Raw genomic sequence first — 18,110 nt, 5'->3', positions numbered from 1 at the left:
GTATCCGACGGTTGGCCGCATTCAATGCAACCTTCGCCCTTCCGTCAATCGCTTACGTTCGCATTCTGCTCAGAACGATCCCAGCGCACTACCCAATGCGATTACGGCGACCAGCGCCAGCAGCGACGTCACGATGCCGACCATCACGATGTCGAAATAGCTGTCACGGTGCGTCAGGCCGCAGATCGCGAGCAGGCTGACCACCGCACCATTGTGCGGCAGGATGTCGAGCGTCCCCGAACCGATCACCGCGACGCGATGCATCAACGCAGGGGCGATGCCCGTCCGCGCGGCGAGCTCGACATAGGTCTGGCCGAGAGCGTCCAGCGCAATGGTCAGGCCGCCTGACGCCGAGCCGGTCAGAGCGGCCAGGATGTTGGTCGCGACCGCTAGAGCGTTTTCCGATCACGTTGCGTCGTAACCAGCCGCGACGAGATAATTTTGACATTCCTCGGGTGAGAAGCGTTTGAGAGCGTTGGCGATTGCTTGCCAGAGATCGGGCATGGTGCGGGCTGCGGCGGTCCGCAACAGCGCTTTCAGTTTGGAGAAGGCCATTTCAATCGGGTTGAAGTCTGGACTGTAGGGCGGAAGATAGAGCAGGCTAGCTCCGACCGCCTGGATGGCCTCTCGAACGCCATGGACCTTGTGAGCGGGCAAGTTGTCCATGATAACGGTATCGCCCGGCCGCAGCGATGGGGCGAGCAATTGCTCGACGTAGGCCAGGAAAGCGTCGCCATCCATTGGACCGTCCAGAACAAGCGGCGCGATCAGACCGTCGGAGCGCAATCCAGCGGTGAACGTCGTCGTCTTCCAATGTCCGTGTGGGATAGCTGCACGACATCGCTCGCCGCGTGGCGAGCGCCCGTAACGCCGCGCCATTTTGGTGTTGGCGCTGGTTTCGTCGATGAAGACGAGACGCTCAGGGTCAAGGTCGATTTGCCCTTCGAACCACTCCTCACGTGCGGCATTTATATCGCCGCGCCGTTGCTCGGCGGCGTGCGCTGTCTTTTTTTAAGTGTGATCTTTCTGCGCTGGAAAAAACGCCAGAGCGACGCGATGCCAGTCGATATTCCACGACGTTTCAACAGTTCTCGCAACTCGGCAAGCGTGATATCCGGCCTCGCTGTCACCGCCTCCAGAATCAATTGCGAATGCGCTTCGATGCGCTGCGATTTGCGGTCACCGCCCTGGCGTTTAGGAACGATGTCGCCAACTTTCTTGAGGCGACCGCGCCAGCGGATTGCACTGGCCGCGCTGACACCAAAGCGCTCAGCAGCCTGTCGACAGGACATGCCACCGTCAATCGCGGCTACCACCCTTTGGCGAAGATCAACCGAAAGCGCCCTGGCCATACATGCTGGCCTCCCTCGCCAGCATGCAGCTTGAATCTGACTCGCGCCGTTTTGGGAATCCCCACCCGATTCTTTCCGGTCGGAAAATGCTCTAGCGAGACCAGCGGTCCGCCTTCGATCGCCAGCACCCAGTCGCGCACGATCGTGAACGCCGGCAGCGAGGCGACGACCGCACCGAATCCGACGAGGCTCGCGACGCTGAACGCAGGCAGGACGGATGCATTGGCCCCGGCGTCCATGGTGCGGCGAAGCGCCGGCAGGCGGGCCCGGTTCAGCGCAATGGTCGTAACGATGGCCGCAGTCAGCGCGACCGCGACCGACCACACGCCCGCGACGGCCGCGAGCGTCGTTTCACCAAAACGCTGCTCGGCGAGATAGCCGACATCGAGTCGCGGCAGCACCACGAGCGACATCACCAGATTCACGATGACGACCACGATCAGCGGCGCGATCGCGCTCCACACGGGCGACGGCCGCTCGCTGCGCTGACCGTGCTGGAGTTCCGCCGGATCGAACTCGCGCGCGGTCGTGGCGCGCTCGCGCACGAGCTCGTCGGCGGCGGCGCGCTCGGTCGCGCCCTCGATGTCGTCGCCATAGCCTTCTCCGGCGCGGCGCGCTGCGGCTTCAGCGCGGTGCAGCCACCACAACCCCGTCACGAGCATGATGAGGGAGGCGATGATGCCGAGACCTGGCGCGGCGAACGGCGTCGTGCCGAAGAACGGCATCGGGATCGCATTCTGGATCGACGGCGTGCCCGGCAACGCCGACATGGTAAAGGTCGACGTCCCCAGCACGATCGCAGCCGGAATCAGGCGACGCGGGATCGAAGCCGCGCGAAACAGCGACCGGGCCATGGGAACGATGACGAAAAATGCAACGAACAGGCTGACGCCGCCATAGGTCACCGCGGCACCGGCGAGCACCACCGCCAGGATCACGCGACGCTCGCCGAGGCGCTCCGCCATGAAGGCGGCGACCGACGTGACCGCACCGCTATCGTCCATCAGCTTGCCGAAGACCGCGCCAAGCAGGAAGATCGGGAAGAACTGCGCCAGAAATCCCGCCGCATGCACCATGAACACCTGGGTCAGGTTCGCAAGCAGCGGCTCGCCGCCGAACAACGCGGCAACGAGCGCTGCAAACGGCGCCAGCAGAAGCACGCTCCAGCCGCGAAAAGCGAACAGGACGAGCAGGGCGAGCCCGACGAGGAGGCCGAGAAGACCCATGCCTCAGCACTCCGACAGCAGGACGTCGAGATCGGCGGTCGATTGCCGGCCGATGTCGGCACCGTGCGCGGCGAGAAACGCGTCCGCGGCCAAGCGCCCCTCGGCGCGCAGCATCGAGACGAACTCCCATTCGGCGTTGAGCTTTGACGAGGCGCCGAACTTCGCCAGCATGTCGCTCTTGACGCGGTGGGTCCGCATCTTTGCCCAGCGCGCGCCCTCGCCGCTGCCGGGGTCGGCCGCCTGGCGCAGCAGCGCGATCATGCGCAATTCCTTCATCAGGGGCGAATTGAACGAAATCTCGTTCAATCGATTGAGAATCTCCGCAGCCGTCCGCGGCTCTTCGAGCGTTTCGGTCGGATTGATCTGCACCAGGATCGTGTCGTGCGCATCGCTTTCGCGAATGAGCGGCGTGATCGTGGGGTTGCCGGCGAAGCCGCCGTCCCAATAGGGCTCGCCGTCGATCTCGATCGCGCGGAACATGGTCGGCAGGCAGGCCGATGCCAACAGCACGTCCGCCGTGATCTCGGCATTGCGGAAGATCCGTCCACGGCCGGTGCGCACCCGCGTCGCGGTGACGAACAGCTTTATTGGCGAGCTCGCGAGCCGCTCGAAATCGATGCTCTCGGCCAGCACCGCGCGCAGCGGATTGTAGCCGGTCGGATTGAGATCGTAGGGCGACAGCACGCGCGACATCAGATCGGTGAGAATGTAGAAGGGCGACGTATCGAGCGTCCAGCGCCCCATCAATCGATCGAGCGGCGAGCGCTGGAGCGGACTAAAGGCGGCAGCCTTCGAGACGCGGCGCCAGTATTTTTCGAGCGCGTCGCGCGCGCCCTCGGCGCCCCCCGCGATCCACCCGTCTGCGAGCACGGCCGCATTCATCGCGCCCGCGGAGGTGCCGGAGATCGCGGCGATGGTGAGCCACTTCTCTTCCAGAAGACGGTCGAGCACGCCCCAGGTGAAGGCGCCGTGCGAGCCGCCACCTTGAAGCGCGAGATCGATCAGTACGGCGTCCCGTTCCATGGCGGCACCCACGCAACTGAAGCTCAAATTCGACGCGATTGTAGCACGCCGAGGATGACAGCAGTGTGGGAGCTGCGACCGCAAGATGCAACCGGAACGTGGGACGTTTCAGTGCTCGAATACCAGCCGTGCGCCAACCGTGCCCTCAAGCGCGCGGATCTGCGCAAGCAGCGCGCCTGAATCCTCGCCCCCCAGGTCAGCGTCGAGCACGACGTAACCGAGGTCCCCGGCGGTCTCCAGATATTGCGCGACGATGTTGATGTCGCGCTGGAGGAAGACCTCGTTGAGCCGCCGCAGCATGCCCGGCACGTTGCGATGGACATGGCTGAAGCGCGCACCGGCGGGACGTAAATGCAGCTGCACCTCCGGGAAGTTCACCGCGCCCATGGTCGATCCCGTGATGAAATAGTCGACCAGTTTTCGCGCGACTTCCCCGCCGATGCGCTCTTGTGCTTCCTCGGTCGAGCCGCCGATATGCGGGGTGAGGATGACGTTCTCGAGGCCCTGCACCGGGCTCTTGAAGCGATCCGAGTTCGACGACGGCTCGACCGGAAACACGTCGATGGCTGCGCCGGCGAGATGGCCGTCGCGCAGGGCGCCCGCGAGCGCATCGAGATCGACCACGGTGCCGCGGCTGTTGTTGATCAGGAACGAGCCTGCTTTCATCGCCCGCAGCTCCGTCTCGCCAATCATGCCTGATGTCTCCGGCGTCTCGGGCACGTGAAGGCTGACGACATCGCTCTGCGCCAGCAGCTCTTCCAGCTTCTCGACCGGCTCGGTATTGCCGTGGCGAAGCTTGTCGGTGCGGTCGAAATAGATCACGCGCATGCCGATCGCTTCGGCCAGCGTCGAGAGCTGCGAGCCGATATTGCCGTAGCCGATGATTCCGAGCGTGCGGCCGCGCACCTCGCGGCTGCCGGTCGCCGACTTGTCCCAGCCGCCCTCGTGCGCCGACACCGAGCGCGGGAAGATGCGCCGCAGCAGCATCACGATCTCGCCGATCACGAGCTCGGCGACGCTGCGCGTGTTGGAGAACGGCGCATTGAACACGGGAATGCCGCGCTTGCGCGCCGCCATGAGATCGACCTGGTTGGTGCCGACGCTGAAGCAACCGACCGCGAGAAGCCCATCCGCGGCCGCGAGCACCTCATCGGTGATCTGGGTGCGCGAGCGGATGCCGAGCAGCGACACGCCCTTCAGCGCGCGCCGCAGGTCCTCGCCGTCCAGCGCCTTGGTCAACCGCTCGACATTGGTGAAGCCCGCGCTCCGGAACAGGTCCACGGCGCTGTCATTGACGCCTTCGAGCAACAGCGCCTTCGCGTCCCGCTCGGGGCTTTGGCCTGGGGCTGGCATGGAATCTCCGTAGGTCACAGCTTTGCCGCAGCTCATAGACCGCGGGGGAGATGCAGCACAATAGGGTTTGGATATGGGGAGAAGATGGCGGGGCGGTAAGTGTTTACGGTGGCCGCCCAGTCAAATGACGTAAAACCCGTGCGTACCGTCGAGCCGGAGTTGCTCGACGAGACCGTATTCCCAGTCGAGATAGGCCTGCATCGCGCGCTCGGCGACGTCAGTGCCCTCATAGGGCCGGCGGTAGCGATGCGCCGGGTCGGGCTTGGGCAGCACGCGCGGCAGGCCGACCTCGAGCTCACTCTCATAACCGCCTTCCAGGACGTAGACCTCCCAGCCCATCTGCGCGAGCCAGGATGCCGTCATGTCGGCACGCACGCCCTGGTCGTCGGTCAGGAGGATGCGCGCGCCGCGCACGGGCGCGGCCATGTCGGTTTCCTGGACGAGCTGACCGCCGGGATAATGACGGAAGCCCGGGAGATGGCCGGCCGCAAACTCCTCCGCGTCGCGCACGTCGAAACGATAGAGCGTGCGATCGGTCTGCGCTGCGAGCGCCTTCGCCTCGTTCGCGCCGATATGGCGAACACCGGCGCGATAGGCGACGTCGCGCGCATTGGCCGGGCCGCCCTCGAACGGCCCGATCGCGCCACGCCGGTTGGCACCATGATCGAGCGTGTGCCGCGCCAGCGTCCAGCCGATGGTACCGTTGCGCAGCGCCCGCACCTTGTTGGGCACGCCGGCATTGATCAGCGACTGCGTGCCGATGATCGAGCGCGTGCGCCCGGCGCAATTGACGATGATGGTGGTCCCAGGATCGGGCGCGGCCTGCCCTGCCCGCAGTACCAGCTCAGCACCGGGCACGCTGACCGAGCCCGGAATGTTCATGGTCGCATATTCGTCGAAGCGGCGAACATCGAGGATCGCGATGTTGGCGTTGTCCGCAATCAGCTTTGCCACCTCGTCGGCGCTGAATGAGGGCGTGTGCCGCCGCGCTTCGACGAGCTCGCCGAATGCCTTGGAATAGGAATTGACGTCCTCGAACACCTGATAGCCCTCATCGCGCCAGGCCTTCAGCCCGCCGTCGAGGGCGCTGACATTGGTGTAGCCAAGCGCGGCAAGCCGTTCGGCGCCGGCTGCAACAAGTCCCTCGCCATCATCATAGAGCACGATCGCGACGTCCTTGCGCGGCAACCGCACCTCGGCCTCGATCGCGATCCGGTCCGCGGCCATGTTGGCGGCAAACAGCGGATGGCCGGTGGCGAAGCCGGCCTCGTACCTGAGATCGAGCAGCGCGATCTCCTCGCGGAGCAGCAGCGCGCGGCGGATATCGGCGGGGGTGACGGTGGGGAGCTTCATGGGGTGAACCCTGGCAAGTACGGCCAAGGGCTTTTGAACGATTGTCGCGCGCTTGGCTAGCCTTCGCGGCCGTTCACTCGCCCGGAACCAGCCGGCCAAGCGGCGGCTGCGCGGGCGCCGCAGCCTGCGGCGCGACAGATAGAGCAAAATGCCGGTGACCGAGAACAGCGGCATCAACGCTGCTGCAATCATGAAGGCGAGCTTGCCCGGCCAGCCCAGGAACGCGCCGCGATGGATGTCGAGCACGTTCGCGATGATCTTCTCGCCAAGCGTCTTGTCGGCATAGCGCTCCGCCGAGACCACCTGCCCCGTGACCGCATCCACGCGGAATTCGTCTCGCGTGGTATCGAGCGTCGAATCCTTCGGCCACGACCGGATCCGGATGACCGTGCCGGGTCCGGCGGGCAGCGTCAGCAACGCTCTGGAGAAATGTTTCCCCTCCTCATGCTGCAGCGTCGTCCATGCACGATCGAATCCGACTGGCTGAGCCGGCTCGGCCCGGCCGGCTCCGCGCGGCGCCTTTGCGGACATCTTGGGCTGCATCTTCGCAGCAGTGACCTCTGGACGCGACAGCAGCCAGACGACGCCGTCCTTGTACCAGTCGAACGAGTACCACAGCCCGGTCAGTGTCATCACCAGATAGACCGGCAGCACCCACGTGCCGATCACCGCGTGCAGCGAACGGTGCAGTCCGCGCCCGCTGAGTCCGAGATTGGGTTTCAGCCACATCTTCACGCTGCCGGCGCGGCGCGGCCAGCGCAGCACGAGGCCCGAGATGAGCATGACGATCAGGCCGAGCGCGGCGATGCCGGTGATCTGGCGTCCCCACCCCTTGGCATCGCCGGAGATCAACAGCCAGCGATGCAGCCTGCGCACAGTCGCGAAGAACTCCTCGCCACGCGGCGCACCCAGCACGCGCGCGTCGTAGGGATCGACATAGAGCGATGTCGGCCGCGCGCCCTGCTCGTCACGCGCGAAGCGGACACGCACCGCCGCGGCCGGATCGCTCGACAGCGTGACGGCCGAGACCTTGCCGAGGTCCTGCCCCGCCTTGAGCCGGGCCACCAGTTCGTCCGGCATCAGCGCCGGCGCCTGGCGCGGCGCGACCTGCATGATACCGCTATTCAGATAGTCGCCGATCTCGTCCTCAAAGCTCATGATCGCGCCGGTCAGCGCGATCAGGGCCAGCAGCAGCGCGAGCACGAGGCCCGCGATCGAGTGGACCTGGTGCAGAGCGGCCTTGATGTGATGCCCCACCCTACTCATCGAAGCCAACCTTCTTGATAAGCGAGATCGCGGCCTGCTGACGTGCAGCGATCTGGTCGATCGACGTTGCATCGGCGATGAACGTGCCCATTTCGACAACGATGGGTGCACGCTCCGCTGCTGCAAGCACGGGGTATTCCAACTCGGCAGCGGCAAAGGTCCGCTGCGCCGCCGGCGTGACAAGGAATTCGAGGAACTCTCGCGCCAACGCCGGATGCGGCGCCCGTTTCGCGATGGCCGCGCCGGTAAGGTTCACATGCGTGCCGCCGCCCTTGAATGTCGATGGCACCGCCTTGACCTCCATCGCCCAGGCACGCCAATCGGCCCCTTCCCGTCCATCGCGCAATTGCGCCAATGCCACGGTGTTGCCGATGCCGATCTTGCACGTGCCTTGCGCGATCTCGCGGATCACGTCGTTGTCCTTGCCATCAGGCTTGTGGGCGAGATTGGCCTTCAGGCCGGCGAGCCAGGCCTCCGTCGCGGCCTCGCCGTGATGGACGAGATAGGCCGCAACCAGCGCGACATTGTTCTGATGCAGCGGCGAGCGCATGCAGAGCTTGCCGCGCCATCTGGGATCGGAGAGGTCTTCATAGTCGATCGAAGCAAGCGCGCTGTCCTTGCGCACAAATGCAACACGCGGTCGGACGGAAAGCGCAAGCCATTGCGTACCGTTACCACGAAGATTTGGAGGGACGACCTGGTTGAGACGCGACGACGTGAAGGCTTGCGTCAGACCGCGGGTGGAGAGCTGGGTCGTCTTGTCCAGCCCGATCGTCATCAATAGGTCGGCAGGCGACGTGTCACCTTCCGATACCAAGCGCTTGACGAGACTGTCCTCGACGAAGACGATTTTCACCTTGACGCCGCTGGCTTCCGTGAAGGCCGCAACGACAGGCTCGACCAGGGCAACCTCCCTGGTCGAATAGAGCGTGATCTCCTCGGCGCGGCTCGCACCTGTGGCAGCAAGGCAGGCAGACGCCGCCGCGATCAGGACCGCGATGGCTTTGTGCCGCACCGCCATCGCTAGAACTTCACCGTTGCCGACAGCGACACGCGGCGCGCATCGCCGATCGCGACGTTCAGATTGTTGACGGCGGAGGGATAATAGACGGTGTCGAACAGGTTCTTGACGTTGAGCTGATAGATCACCGGCGCGTTCTGGTATTTCGTCTCATAGGTCGCGAAAATATCGGCGACCACATAGGACGGCAAGAAGAAGCTGTTGATCGCATCACCGGGACGGTCGCCGACATAGCGCGCGCCGCCGCCGAGGCGGAGCTGGCCCGGCAAAGCTGTACCGAAATCATAGACCAGATAGAGCGAGGCCGTGTTCAGCGCGACGTTCTGCAGCTTCATGCCGTAGAGCGACCGATCTTCGGATGCCGTCACCCGCGCGTCGGTATAGCCATAGCTGCCGATCAGGGCCCAACTGTCGGTGAGCCTGCCGGTCACGTCCAGCTCGACGCCGCGCGAGCGGGCGCGGCCGACGGTATGGAGTTCCACCACGCCAGCGCTGTTCGTCTTCGTCGTCTGCACGTTCTTCTTGTCGAGATCGTAGAGCGCCAGCGTACCTGAGATGCGCTTGTTCAAATCGAACTTCACGCCGGTCTCGTATGACTCGCCTTCCTCCGGCGCGACATTGGAGTCGATCACGATGCCGATCGGTGCAATGGTCGAGTTCGGCTTCAGCGATTCGGTGTAGCTCGCATACAGCGAGACTTCCTCGGTCAGCTTGAGAATGGCGCCGCCGAGGGGAAGCACCTTGTCTTGCGACACGTTGGTATTGGTGATGAACGGTTTCCCGCGCCCGGCGATCTGGTCGTAGTCCATGTAACGGACGCCGCCGACCAGCGCGAACCGTTCGGTGAGATGCAGGGTGTCCTGGAAGAACAGCGACCATTGGCCGAGCTTGTCGGTCTGTGCGCTATCGCTGTTCGACACCGTCGTGCCCGGTCCGACCAGCCCGTAGACGGGATTGTAGACGTTGATGGCGGGAGTGGCCTGCCGGATCAGATTGTCGCGGTAGATGGTGCGATACTGGCCGTCGCCGCCGAATACCACCTCGTTGCGCATGTTGCCGAGCCAGAAGCTGCCGGAAATGTACGACGTTCCGTAGCTGGCATTGCTGAGCGAGCCCTGCGTGCCGTCGTTGCTGCGCGTCTCGACGCCCGTCGTGAAGTTGAGGGTGGAGATGCGGAGCTGGTTGGCGCTGAAGGTTTCGGTGTTGTAGCTGTAGCCGGCGTAAAGCTTCCAATCCTGGTTGAAGCGGTGCTCGACCGAGGCTTGCATCAAGTCCGAGGTGCCCCAGGTGTTGTTGAAGGGCTCATCGAGCCGGCGCGTGGAAGGCACCGCGAGCGGCGCCTTGGTCACCGGATTGAACGCCGTGCCGCGGTCGAACGGATAGATGAATTCACGATGCTCGTAATTGAGCTGGACCGTCGTGTCCTGGCCGTACCAGGCCAGCGACGGTGCGACCAGCATCTCGCGGTGACGGCCGAAATTGCGCCAGTAATCCTCGCTGACGCCGTAGCCGATGAAGCGATAGGCAAGGCCCTGATCGCCGATCGGACCGGTAACGTCGAGCAGGCCGTCGGCGCCGGTTTTCGAGGCACTGAATGCCGAGCCGAGCAGCGTGACCGAGCCGTGCTGATAGAGCTCCGGCCGCTTGCTGATGGTGTTGACGATGCCGCCGGGATCCATGATGCCGTAGAGCAACGAGGCCGGCCCCTTCAGCACCTCGACGCTTTCGACCGCGGGATTGAAGCTGCGGCCCTGCACCAGCGGCATGCCGTTGCGCATGATCGAACCATCACGATTATCGCCGAAGCCGCGGCGGATCACCGCGTCCTGGCTGCCGGCGAGCGTGTTGGTCTGAGTGATGCCGGAGACGTTGATGAGCGCATCGTCGATGTTCCGCGGGAGCTGGTCCTTCAACACCTGTTCAGGCACGATGTTGACCGCCTGCGAGGTATCGAGGGGCGAGGCGCCGCTGCGCAGTGTGGTCGAACTCGGCATCGCGCGGTAACCGAGCTTGGCAGCCTGCTGCGCGGCGGCCGCGGCTGCCGCACGTTCCGATATTGTCGGTGCTGCTGGTGTGGCGGCATTCCGGCTGCGCTGGCGCGCGGCGGCTTGCGTCCGGCGCTGGGGCGATTCGGACGCGCGGGCCGGCTTCGGCCGCTGCACCGGCGCTTCCACTGTCACCGGTGGCAGCGCCGACTGCGCCTGCGCACTCGTCGTGTTCGAGGGGGATTCGACGAGCAGCACCGCTGCGCCGATGAGAAGACCTGCACGGCTCTTGCCGGCACGATGACGATGGCCGCTGACGCGCTGGCCATCCACGGGGGCACGCACTTTCATTCCACTTCAAGTCAAGAACATTGAAGTGTGCGCCTGTAACAGTCGGCGGGATCGAAGAGAACCGTAGGCGAGCTTGAATCGCTCTAGTGTTGAATCGTTCTAAGCGCATCAGCGCACCGAACGGCAATCACCAATAGACGTCGCAGTTATCGCAACACGCTGCACGCGAATCCGCGGCAACGTGTCACGAAGATTTCATATCTCACGCGATGGCAGGAGCAATCAGCTCGTCAATCTTTCGCTTGAGCGCTGCGCCATCGGACGAGGCACGGAATGGCGGGCGCACGCGCAGCCAGCCCGCGTCGCCCGTCTGTGCGGCGAGGATTGCCTTCAGCGTCGCAAGGAACGACGGCGTGTTCAGCACGACATCGGTCGCGGCTTGCATGCGCGCCTCGACGTGCTTGCCGTCAACCATGCCCTTGACCAGCTCGGGCACGACGTTGGCCATGCCGCAGATGGTGCCGGCGCCGCCGGCGGCGATCGCGCGGGTGATGTCGGCTTCGTTGCCGACGGTGATGGCGAGATCGGGAGCAGCAGTACGGAACGCCTGGAACTGCTTGAAGTCGCCGCTGGAGTCCTTCAGGCCCGCAACCACCTTGCCGTAACGCTTGCGCAAGTTTGCCGCGACACCGGTCGGGATCGCAACGCCGGAGACCTGCGGGATGTGATAGAGCGAGGCGCGCAGGCGATCGTCGGCGACGCCATCGATGATCGCGGCAAAAGCATCCTCGATGCCTTCGGGCGTGACACCACGATCGAAATAAGGCGGCAGATACAGCACGTGGCGCAGGCCGAGGCCGAGCACGGTGCGCGTCAGCGCGATGCTGTCGGTGATGGCGGGAAAGCCGCCGCCGATGCCGATACGCTCGGGCGCGACGCCGGCCTTGAGCACGGCCTCGATGGTCGCGACACGCTCGGTGACATTGAAGGAGGTGCCCTCGCCGGTGGTGCCGAACAGCACAACGCCGTCGACGCCCTTGCCGAAGAGCTGCCTGGCGTGAGCGGCGAGCTTGGCGGAGTCCACACTGCCATCCGTCGCCAGCGGCGTCGCCAGCGGCGTCGCCAGCGGCGTCGCCGACGCCACCCAGAACCCGCGAATTGCCTCCGTCATCTCACCACCCATTGTTGCGGTCCCGGACTAAGCCTCTGATCTCGAACGATCTTAGGAAGCTTTCCGAGCCTTGTTTTTGCTTTACTTTTTATGTTGTACCTTACATACAAGACGGACGCAAATCCTTTCCACCATCACGGCGCGCATAAGACGCAGCCAGATTCCGAGGAGGTCTCGCATGAACATGGTGAGCCCCATTGAGCATCCCGATCAGTTGCTTGGCGCCTTGCGCGAGAAGCTCGGCGCGGCCGCCGTGCTGATCGGCACCGACGTGCCGGCGCGCAATTGCAATGACTGGAGCGCGAGCCTGCCGCAAACGCCGCTTGCGGTGATCCGGCCGGTCGATGCGCAAGGCGTTGCCGATGCGATTGCGGCCTGCCGGCAGGCGCGGCTGCCCTTCGTGCCGCAGGGTGGGTTGACCGGGCTGTGCCGCGGCGCATCGCCCGAAGCAGGCTGGGTCGCGATCTCGCTTGAGCGCATGACCGGCATCGAGGAGATCGATCGGGCGTCAATGACGATGACGGTGAAATCGGGCACGCCGCTGGAGACGATCCAGAAGGCCGCGGACGAAGCCGGTTTCTTCTTTCCGCTCGATCTCGGCTCGCGCGGCTCCTGCGCGATCGGCGGCAATCTCTCCACCAATGCCGGCGGCAACCGCGTGATCCGCTACGGCATGACGCGCGAACTGGTGCTCGGCCTGGAGGTGGTGCTGCCCGACGGCACCATCATCACCAGCCTCAACAAGCTGATGAAGAACAACGCGGGCTATGACCTCAAGCATCTCTTCATCGGCTCCGAAGGCACGCTCGGCATCATCACCCGCGTGGTGTTGCGGCTATTCCCGAAACCGCGCTCGACCATGGCGGCGCTGTGCGCGCTGAAGGACTATGCCGCGGTGATCGCCCTGCTCGATGCCGCGCGAAGCGGGCTCGGGCCGCTGCTGTCGGCCTTCGAGGTGATGTGGCCGGACTATTGGGACGTGATCACTAATCGCGCCGGCGTGAAGCCGCCGGTCGCCGCAGGCCACGGTCTCTACGTGCTCGTCGAGGCCCAAGGCACCGACGAGAGCCTGGATGCACCGCGTTTCCAGGCCTGGCTCGAAGAGCTGATGGAGCGCGGGCTGCTCGCAGATGCCGCTGTGGCGCAATCGCTGGCGCAGACGCAGGCGTTCTGGCGCGTGCGCGACATCTGCGCCGAGTTCGGCCAGGTGCTGGGCCCGCACATCTCCTACGACATCGGGCTTGCGGTGGCGCAGATGGACGAGTTCGTCACCCGCTGCAAGGCCGCGCTCGCCGATGGAATCAAGGGATGCGAGAGCGTCTATTACGGCCATATCGGCGACGGCAATCTGCACCTCGTGTCCTGGGTCACCGGTCTTTCCGTCGAGCGGCAGCCGAAGGAAGAGATGGACGCGATCATCTACGGTCTGGTGCGTGAACTGGGCGGCAGCGTCTCCGCCGAGCACGGCATCGGCACGCTGAAGAAGAAGTGGCTGGGCCATGCCAGGAGCGAAGCCGAGATCGCGTTGATGCGGACGCTGAAGGCCGCGCTCGATCCCGATCACCTGCTCAATCCCGGCAAGGTGATCTGAGACAGCAGATGCGATCGCTCAAGCTCGATACGCCGAAATCGCTGTCGCAGCGGGTGGTGCTGCGGCTGCGTCAGGCCATCATCGACGGCGAGTTCGCGCTCGGCGCCGCCATCTCCGAGGAGATGGTGGCGAATTCCTTCGGCGTCAGCCGCACGCCGGTGCGCGAGGCGATGGGCCAGTTGCAGGCGCAGGGCCTGGTCGTGATCCGGCCGCAGGTCGGCAGCTTCGTGTTCACGCCGAGCGCGGAGGACATCACTGCGCTCTGCACCTTCCGGATCGCGCTCGAGCCCAAGGGCGCCGAGCTCGCGTTTCGTCATGATCGCGACGGCACGATTGCGACGATGAGCGAGGCAATCGCGGCGATGGAGCCGGCGATCGCGGCGAAGGACAACATCGCCTATGGCCGCGCCGATGCGAGCTTTCACGAAGGGTTGTTCGCGCATTGCGGCAACCGCTATCTCATCGAATCCTACCAGCTCGTCTCGGGCCGCGTCGCCGCGCTGCGCACCAACCTGACGTCGCCGATCGACGTGCGCACCCGCTCGTCCTTCGACGAGCATCGCAAGCTGCTCGATTTGTTCGCACGCAGCGAGTTCGCCGCCTTCGAAGCGCTGATGACGACGCACATCACCAATTCCGGCCTGGTTTACGCCAAGGCCTTGAAAGTGGAGGCCTTGAAAGTGGAGGCCTTGAAAGTAGAGGCGCTGAAGGTGGACTGAGCGCTACTACCCCGCGTCCTTCGATCCCGGCCTGTCCAGAAAATCCAGCGCGGTGTTGATCTGTTCCAGCTGGTGCTCGATCTTGTCGCGATCGTCGACCGACTGCACCTTCTCGAGCTGTTCCACAAGCTTCTGCTTCCGTGACAACAAGTTCTCTATGACCGTACTCACAAGTCCCCCATCGCCCCGAAACGAAGCGTCGAGGCAAAATCCGGTTACGGCACTGGCGCCGGGATGGTCGGGGCGCGCGCGAGCATGGCTCGCATCGGTCCCTTGATCAGAATGTTCGCGGAGGCGGTTGGTTCCTGCGAATGAACCACAACTCCGATCAATGGAACTATTTGCGCAGGCTCGCCCAGACCCCACCGAGGATCAGCACACCGCCGAACAGATGGATCAGTTTTGGCGGTTCACCGAGAATTGCGAACGACAGCAGGGCGCTCGCGATCGGTCCGAGATAAAGCACGAGCGAGGTTCGGACCGAACCGAATTTGCCGCCGAGCCAGGCAAAGCCGGCATAGGCGAGCAGCCCGGGAACGATCCCGGCGAAGACGTAAGCCGACACCGCTTTCGTGCTGAAGACCTGCGCCGGCGTGGTCCACATCTCGATCAGCGCCTGCGGCAGCGAGAACAGCGCGCCGGCGCCTGCGAACAGGCTCATGCGCGCCAGCAGCGACGCCTTGGGCGCCGCGCGCGATTGCAGCAGCGTGTAGCCGGACCAGCCGAGCATCGCGATCACGACCAGGCCGTCGCCCGCTGCGGTCTCCAGTGCGAACAAGGTCTCCGGATGACCGCCGGAGATGATGAGCAAGGCGCCGGCGAGCGCAAGCGCCGTGCCGAGCCATTGCAGCGGGCCGACCTGCTCGATGCCAAGCGCCGCGGAGATCATCAGCACCGTGATCGGCGACAGCGCCATGATCAACGCGATGTGGATCGCAGTCGTCGAGATGCCCGCGGCATAGACCGGGCCGCCGCAGAGGAACATGCCCATGAAGCCGGCGGCGAGGATCGGCCAGATGTTCTTGCCGAGTGGCACGCGGCCGGCGCGGATTTCGGCGAACGCGATCGGCGCGAGCCCGATGGCAACGATGCTCCAGCGGAAAAAGGCGAGCGCGAAGGGCGGGACCGCGCCCGCGAGGCCCCGCGCCAGAATCTGATTTGAGGCCTGCGCGGTCGCCACCAGGATGAAGCCGATCAGCGCAACCGCACCGAGCCAGGCCTCGGTGGACGGCGCCGCGCCGGCGCCATCACCGCCGTCAAATGTTTCCTTGCCCATGGAGCAATCGGATATCCGATGTCGGCCGCGGTGAGAACCCGGAAGAGGATCGCTCGTGGGCATATGCGGCACGCGTACCATTCAGGGCGGCGAGGCGATGCGCGCCATGCGCAAGGTCTGGATCGAGACGGCGCTGCTGGGCTCGACGGCGACCAAACTCCGCCTCGTCGCGGACGCCGTACGGATGGTCCGCCAGCATGGCGGGCGAGCCGGCCACGACTGCCGAGGTCCGGCAGGGGTTCACGAACGGTTAACGCGCTCCCGCAAGCCGGTTTGCCCCTGGCGGAACCGCAAATCTTCACGCGCCTGTCGGTTGTATTCGCGGCCCCGGAGTCCTATGCGTAGGCGCCATGGACATCCAGATCATCACCGCCGAAAAGCCCCTGATGGCGCAGGCGCGCCCGCGCAAGCCGGCGCCGTTCCTCCCCATGAGCCGCGCCGAGATGGATGCGCTCGGCTGGGACGCCTGCGACATCGTGCTGGTGACGGGCGATGCCTATGTCGACCATCCGAGCTTTGGCATGGCCATCATCGGCCGGCTGCTGGAGGCACAGGGCTTTCGGGTCGGCATCATCTCCCAGCCCGACTGGCATTCGGCCGATCCGTTCAAGGTGCTCGGCAAGCCAAAAGTGTTTTTCGGCGTCACCGGCGGCAACATGGACTCCATGGTGAACCGCTACACCGCGGACCGGCGCATCCGCAGCGACGACGCCTATACGGCCGGCGGCGAAGGCGGCAAGCGGCCCGACCGTTGCACCGTCGTCTACGCGCAGCGCTGCCGCGAGGCGTTCAAGGACGTGCCGATCGTGCTCGGCGGCATCGAGGCCTCGCTGCGCCGGATCGCGCATTACGATTACTGGTCCGACAAGGTGCGCCGCTCGGTGCTGGCCGACGCCAAGGCCGACCTCTTGCTGTACGGCAATGCCGAGCGCGCCGTCGTCGAAGTGGCGCAGCGGCTCGCTGACGGCGAGGCACCGCGCGACCTCAGCGACATCAGGGGCGTCGCGCTGTTCCGCCGCGTGCCCGAGGACTATTCCGAGCTGCACGCCGACGATCTCGATTCCGCCGACGAGGGCGCAACGCGCCAGAAGGGTGCGACCGTCATCCGCCTGCCGGCGCTGGAGCAGGTCGAGCAGGACAAGGAAGCCTATGCGCGCGCCTCGCGCGTGCTGCATCGGGAGAGCAATCCCGGCAATGCGCGGCCGCTGGTGCAGCGTCACGGCGATCGCGATCTCTGGCTCAACCCGCCACCGATCCCGCTGACCAGCGACGAGATGGACGCGGTCTACGACCTGCCCTATGCGCGCGCGCCGCATCCGTCCTACGGCGAGGCCAAAATCCCCGCCTGGGACATGATCAAGTTCTCGGTGACGATCATGCGCGGCTGCTTCGGCGGCTGCACCTTCTGCTCGATCACCGAGCACGAAGGCCGCATCATCCAGAACCGCTCGGAAGGCTCGATCCTGCGCGAGATCGAGAAGATCCGCGACAAGACGCCGGGCTTCACCGGCGTGATCTCCGACATCGGCGGCCCCACGGCCAACATGTACCGGATGGCGTGCAAGGATCCGAAGGTCGAGGCGGCGTGCCGGCGGCCGTCCTGCGTCTTCCCCGAGATCTGCCCGAACCTCAACACCTCGCATGACGACCTGATCCGGCTCTATCGCAAGGTGCGCGAGACCAAGGGCATCAAGAAGGTGATGGTCGCTTCGGGCGTGCGCTACGACCTCGCGGTCGAGAGCCCCGAATACATCAAGGAGCTCGTCACCCATCACGTCGGCGGCTATTTGAAGATCGCGCCCGAACATACCGAGCGCGGCCCGCTCGACAAGATGATGAAGCCGGGCATCGGCGCCTACAACCAGTTCAAGCGGATGTTCGATGCCGCGGCCGAGCAGGCCGGCAAGAAATACTATCTGATCCCCTATTTCATCGCGGCGCATCCGGGCACGACCGACGAGGACATGATGAACCTCGCGCTCTGGCTCAAGAAGAACCGCTATCGCGCCGATCAGGTGCAGACCTTCCTGCCCTCGCCGATGGCGACCGCGACCGCGATGTACCACACCGGCGTCAACCCGCTGCGCGGCGTGCGCCGCGGCGGCAGCGACAAGGTCGAGGCGATCAAGGGCCTGCGCCAGCGACGCCTGCACAAGGCGTTTTTGCGCTATCACGACCCCGACAATTGGCCGGTGCTGCGCGAGGCCTTGATCGAGATGGGCCGGCGCGATCTGATCGGCTCGCGTCCCGACCAGCTCGTGCCCGCGCATCAGCCGCCCGGCACCGGCAAGGCCGCCGGCACGCGGCGCCCGGTGCGGCCCGGCGGCAAGACGCAGCGGTTCACGACCAAGGGCCTGCGGGTGATGAAGTAGGCAAGAGCCGGACGAGATCCGGTTCAGCCCGCGGCTGTCGTGCCTCCAAAACAAAAATGTCGAAAACAACCCCATGCACAGTAGACGGCATGAGCGGGATCAATGGCTTAG

At 65.0% G+C, this 18,110-nt stretch carries 13 protein-coding genes and 2 pseudogenes; 3 read left to right on the top strand and 12 right to left on the bottom strand.

Going from position 1 to position 18,110, the window contains the following annotated elements; genetic code table 11:
• Positions 1-69: 69 nt before the first annotated feature.
• The 10 genes and pseudogenes from HAP41_RS05555 to HAP41_RS05510 form a co-directional block, all read right to left on the bottom strand.
• Positions 70-396 (bottom strand): annotated as a pseudogene (locus HAP41_RS05555) (GntP family permease); the annotation flags it as partial.
• 9 nt (positions 397-405) lie between these two features.
• Positions 406-1,352 (bottom strand): IS630 family transposase gene (locus HAP41_RS05550; protein ID WP_166063836.1). Its coding sequence is split into 2 segments (ribosomal slippage): positions 406-1,013 and positions 1,013-1,352, totalling 948 coding nucleotides; the frame shifts between segments, so codons are not numbered across the junction.
• Positions 1,310-2,578: a GntP family permease gene (locus tag HAP41_RS05545; protein WP_224580951.1), complete on the bottom strand. Its 1,269-nt coding sequence runs from the start codon at positions 2,576-2,578 to the stop codon at positions 1,310-1,312. The genes HAP41_RS05550 and HAP41_RS05545 overlap by 43 nt, the downstream gene beginning before the upstream one ends.
• Before the next feature lie 3 nt (positions 2,579-2,581).
• Positions 2,582-3,601 carry a patatin-like phospholipase family protein gene (locus HAP41_RS05540; protein WP_166104588.1) on the bottom strand — a complete coding sequence of 340 codons (1,020 nt, stop codon included), beginning with the start codon at positions 3,599-3,601 and terminating at the stop codon, positions 2,582-2,584.
• Between the two features lie 108 nt (positions 3,602-3,709).
• Entirely contained in the window at positions 3,710-4,954 is a 1,245-nt protein-coding gene (gene serA, locus HAP41_RS05535) for a phosphoglycerate dehydrogenase (protein ID WP_166104592.1), read from the bottom strand.
• Between the two features lie 120 nt (positions 4,955-5,074).
• Positions 5,075-6,307 (bottom strand): rhodanese-like domain-containing protein, encoded by a 1,233-nt coding sequence (locus HAP41_RS05530; protein WP_166104594.1) that lies wholly within the window; start codon positions 6,305-6,307, stop codon positions 5,075-5,077.
• Between the two features lie 73 nt (positions 6,308-6,380).
• Positions 6,381-7,573 (bottom strand): annotated as a pseudogene (locus tag HAP41_RS05525) (PepSY-associated TM helix domain-containing protein).
• The gene (locus tag HAP41_RS05520; protein ID WP_166104597.1) at positions 7,566-8,594 is read right to left on the bottom strand and encodes an extracellular solute-binding protein; all 1,029 of its coding nucleotides are present in this window, start codon (positions 8,592-8,594) and stop codon (positions 7,566-7,568) included. Before HAP41_RS05520 ends, HAP41_RS05525 begins: the two are co-directional and overlap by 8 nt.
• 2 nt (positions 8,595-8,596) lie before the next feature.
• On the bottom strand, positions 8,597-10,930 hold the full coding sequence (locus tag HAP41_RS05515; RefSeq protein ID WP_166104599.1) for a TonB-dependent siderophore receptor: 2,334 nt from the start codon (positions 10,928-10,930) through the stop codon (positions 8,597-8,599).
• Between the two features lie 202 nt (positions 10,931-11,132).
• Complete coding sequence (locus HAP41_RS05510) at positions 11,133-12,041, bottom strand: dihydrodipicolinate synthase family protein (RefSeq protein ID WP_166104601.1); 909 nt, start codon at positions 12,039-12,041, stop codon at positions 11,133-11,135.
• Positions 12,042-12,219: 178 nt separating this feature from the next.
• Here HAP41_RS05510 and HAP41_RS05505 point away from each other — a divergent pair, with 178 nt between their 5' ends.
• Both HAP41_RS05505 and HAP41_RS05500 read left to right on the top strand, forming a co-directional pair.
• Complete coding sequence (locus HAP41_RS05505) at positions 12,220-13,632, top strand: FAD-binding oxidoreductase (protein ID WP_166104603.1); 1,413 nt, start codon at positions 12,220-12,222, stop codon at positions 13,630-13,632.
• A gap of 8 nt (positions 13,633-13,640) precedes the next feature.
• Positions 13,641-14,351 (top strand): GntR family transcriptional regulator, encoded by a 711-nt coding sequence (locus HAP41_RS05500; protein WP_166104605.1) that lies wholly within the window; start codon positions 13,641-13,643, stop codon positions 14,349-14,351.
• Positions 14,352-14,357: 6 nt separating this feature from the next.
• Here the strand turns inward: HAP41_RS05500 and HAP41_RS05495 are convergent, their stop codons facing one another.
• Together HAP41_RS05495 and HAP41_RS05490 are read right to left on the bottom strand one after the other, a co-directional pair.
• Positions 14,358-14,498 (bottom strand): hypothetical protein, encoded by a 141-nt coding sequence (locus tag HAP41_RS05495; RefSeq protein WP_166051956.1) that lies wholly within the window; start codon positions 14,496-14,498, stop codon positions 14,358-14,360.
• 190 nt (positions 14,499-14,688) lie between these two features.
• Entirely contained in the window at positions 14,689-15,627 is a 939-nt protein-coding gene (locus HAP41_RS05490; RefSeq protein ID WP_166104607.1) for a DMT family transporter, read from the bottom strand.
• Positions 15,628-15,977: 350 nt separating this feature from the next.
• Between HAP41_RS05490 and HAP41_RS05485 the strand changes: the two genes are divergently transcribed.
• Entirely contained in the window at positions 15,978-17,999 is a 2,022-nt protein-coding gene (locus HAP41_RS05485; RefSeq protein ID WP_166104610.1) for a YgiQ family radical SAM protein, read from the top strand.
• The last annotated feature ends 111 nt before the right edge of the window (positions 18,000-18,110 follow it).

The sequence above is a fragment of the Bradyrhizobium barranii subsp. apii genome, from assembly GCF_011516635.5.
Classification (GTDB): domain Bacteria; phylum Pseudomonadota; class Alphaproteobacteria; order Rhizobiales; family Xanthobacteraceae; genus Bradyrhizobium; species Bradyrhizobium barranii.
The sequence above is the reverse complement of the archived record's forward strand: the minus strand, read 5'-3'. Positions and strand labels throughout refer to the sequence as shown.

Bases quoted from the DNA above. Each gene is read 5' to 3' on its own strand.
- serA (WP_166104592.1), bottom strand. From the start codon at position 4,954: ATGCCAGCCCCAGGCCAAAGCCCCGAGCGGGACGCGAAGGCGCTGTTG.
- HAP41_RS05520 (WP_166104597.1), bottom strand. From the start codon at position 8,594: ATGGCGGTGCGGCACAAAGCCATCGCGGTCCTGATCGCGGCGGCGTCT.
- HAP41_RS05485 (WP_166104610.1), top strand. From the start codon at position 15,978: ATGGACATCCAGATCATCACCGCCGAAAAGCCCCTGATGGCGCAGGCG.
- HAP41_RS05540 (WP_166104588.1), bottom strand. From the start codon at position 3,601: ATGGAACGGGACGCCGTACTGATCGATCTCGCGCTTCAAGGTGGCGGC.
- HAP41_RS05515 (WP_166104599.1), bottom strand. From the start codon at position 10,930: ATGAAAGTGCGTGCCCCCGTGGATGGCCAGCGCGTCAGCGGCCATCGT.
- HAP41_RS05505 (WP_166104603.1), top strand. From the start codon at position 12,220: ATGAACATGGTGAGCCCCATTGAGCATCCCGATCAGTTGCTTGGCGCC.
- HAP41_RS05510 (WP_166104601.1), bottom strand. From the start codon at position 12,041: ATGACGGAGGCAATTCGCGGGTTCTGGGTGGCGTCGGCGACGCCGCTG.
- HAP41_RS05500 (WP_166104605.1), top strand. From the start codon at position 13,641: ATGCGATCGCTCAAGCTCGATACGCCGAAATCGCTGTCGCAGCGGGTG.
- HAP41_RS05530 (WP_166104594.1), bottom strand. From the start codon at position 6,307: ATGAAGCTCCCCACCGTCACCCCCGCCGATATCCGCCGCGCGCTGCTG.
- HAP41_RS05545 (WP_224580951.1), bottom strand. From the start codon at position 2,578: ATGGGTCTTCTCGGCCTCCTCGTCGGGCTCGCCCTGCTCGTCCTGTTC.
- HAP41_RS05490 (WP_166104607.1), bottom strand. From the start codon at position 15,627: ATGGGCAAGGAAACATTTGACGGCGGTGATGGCGCCGGCGCGGCGCCG.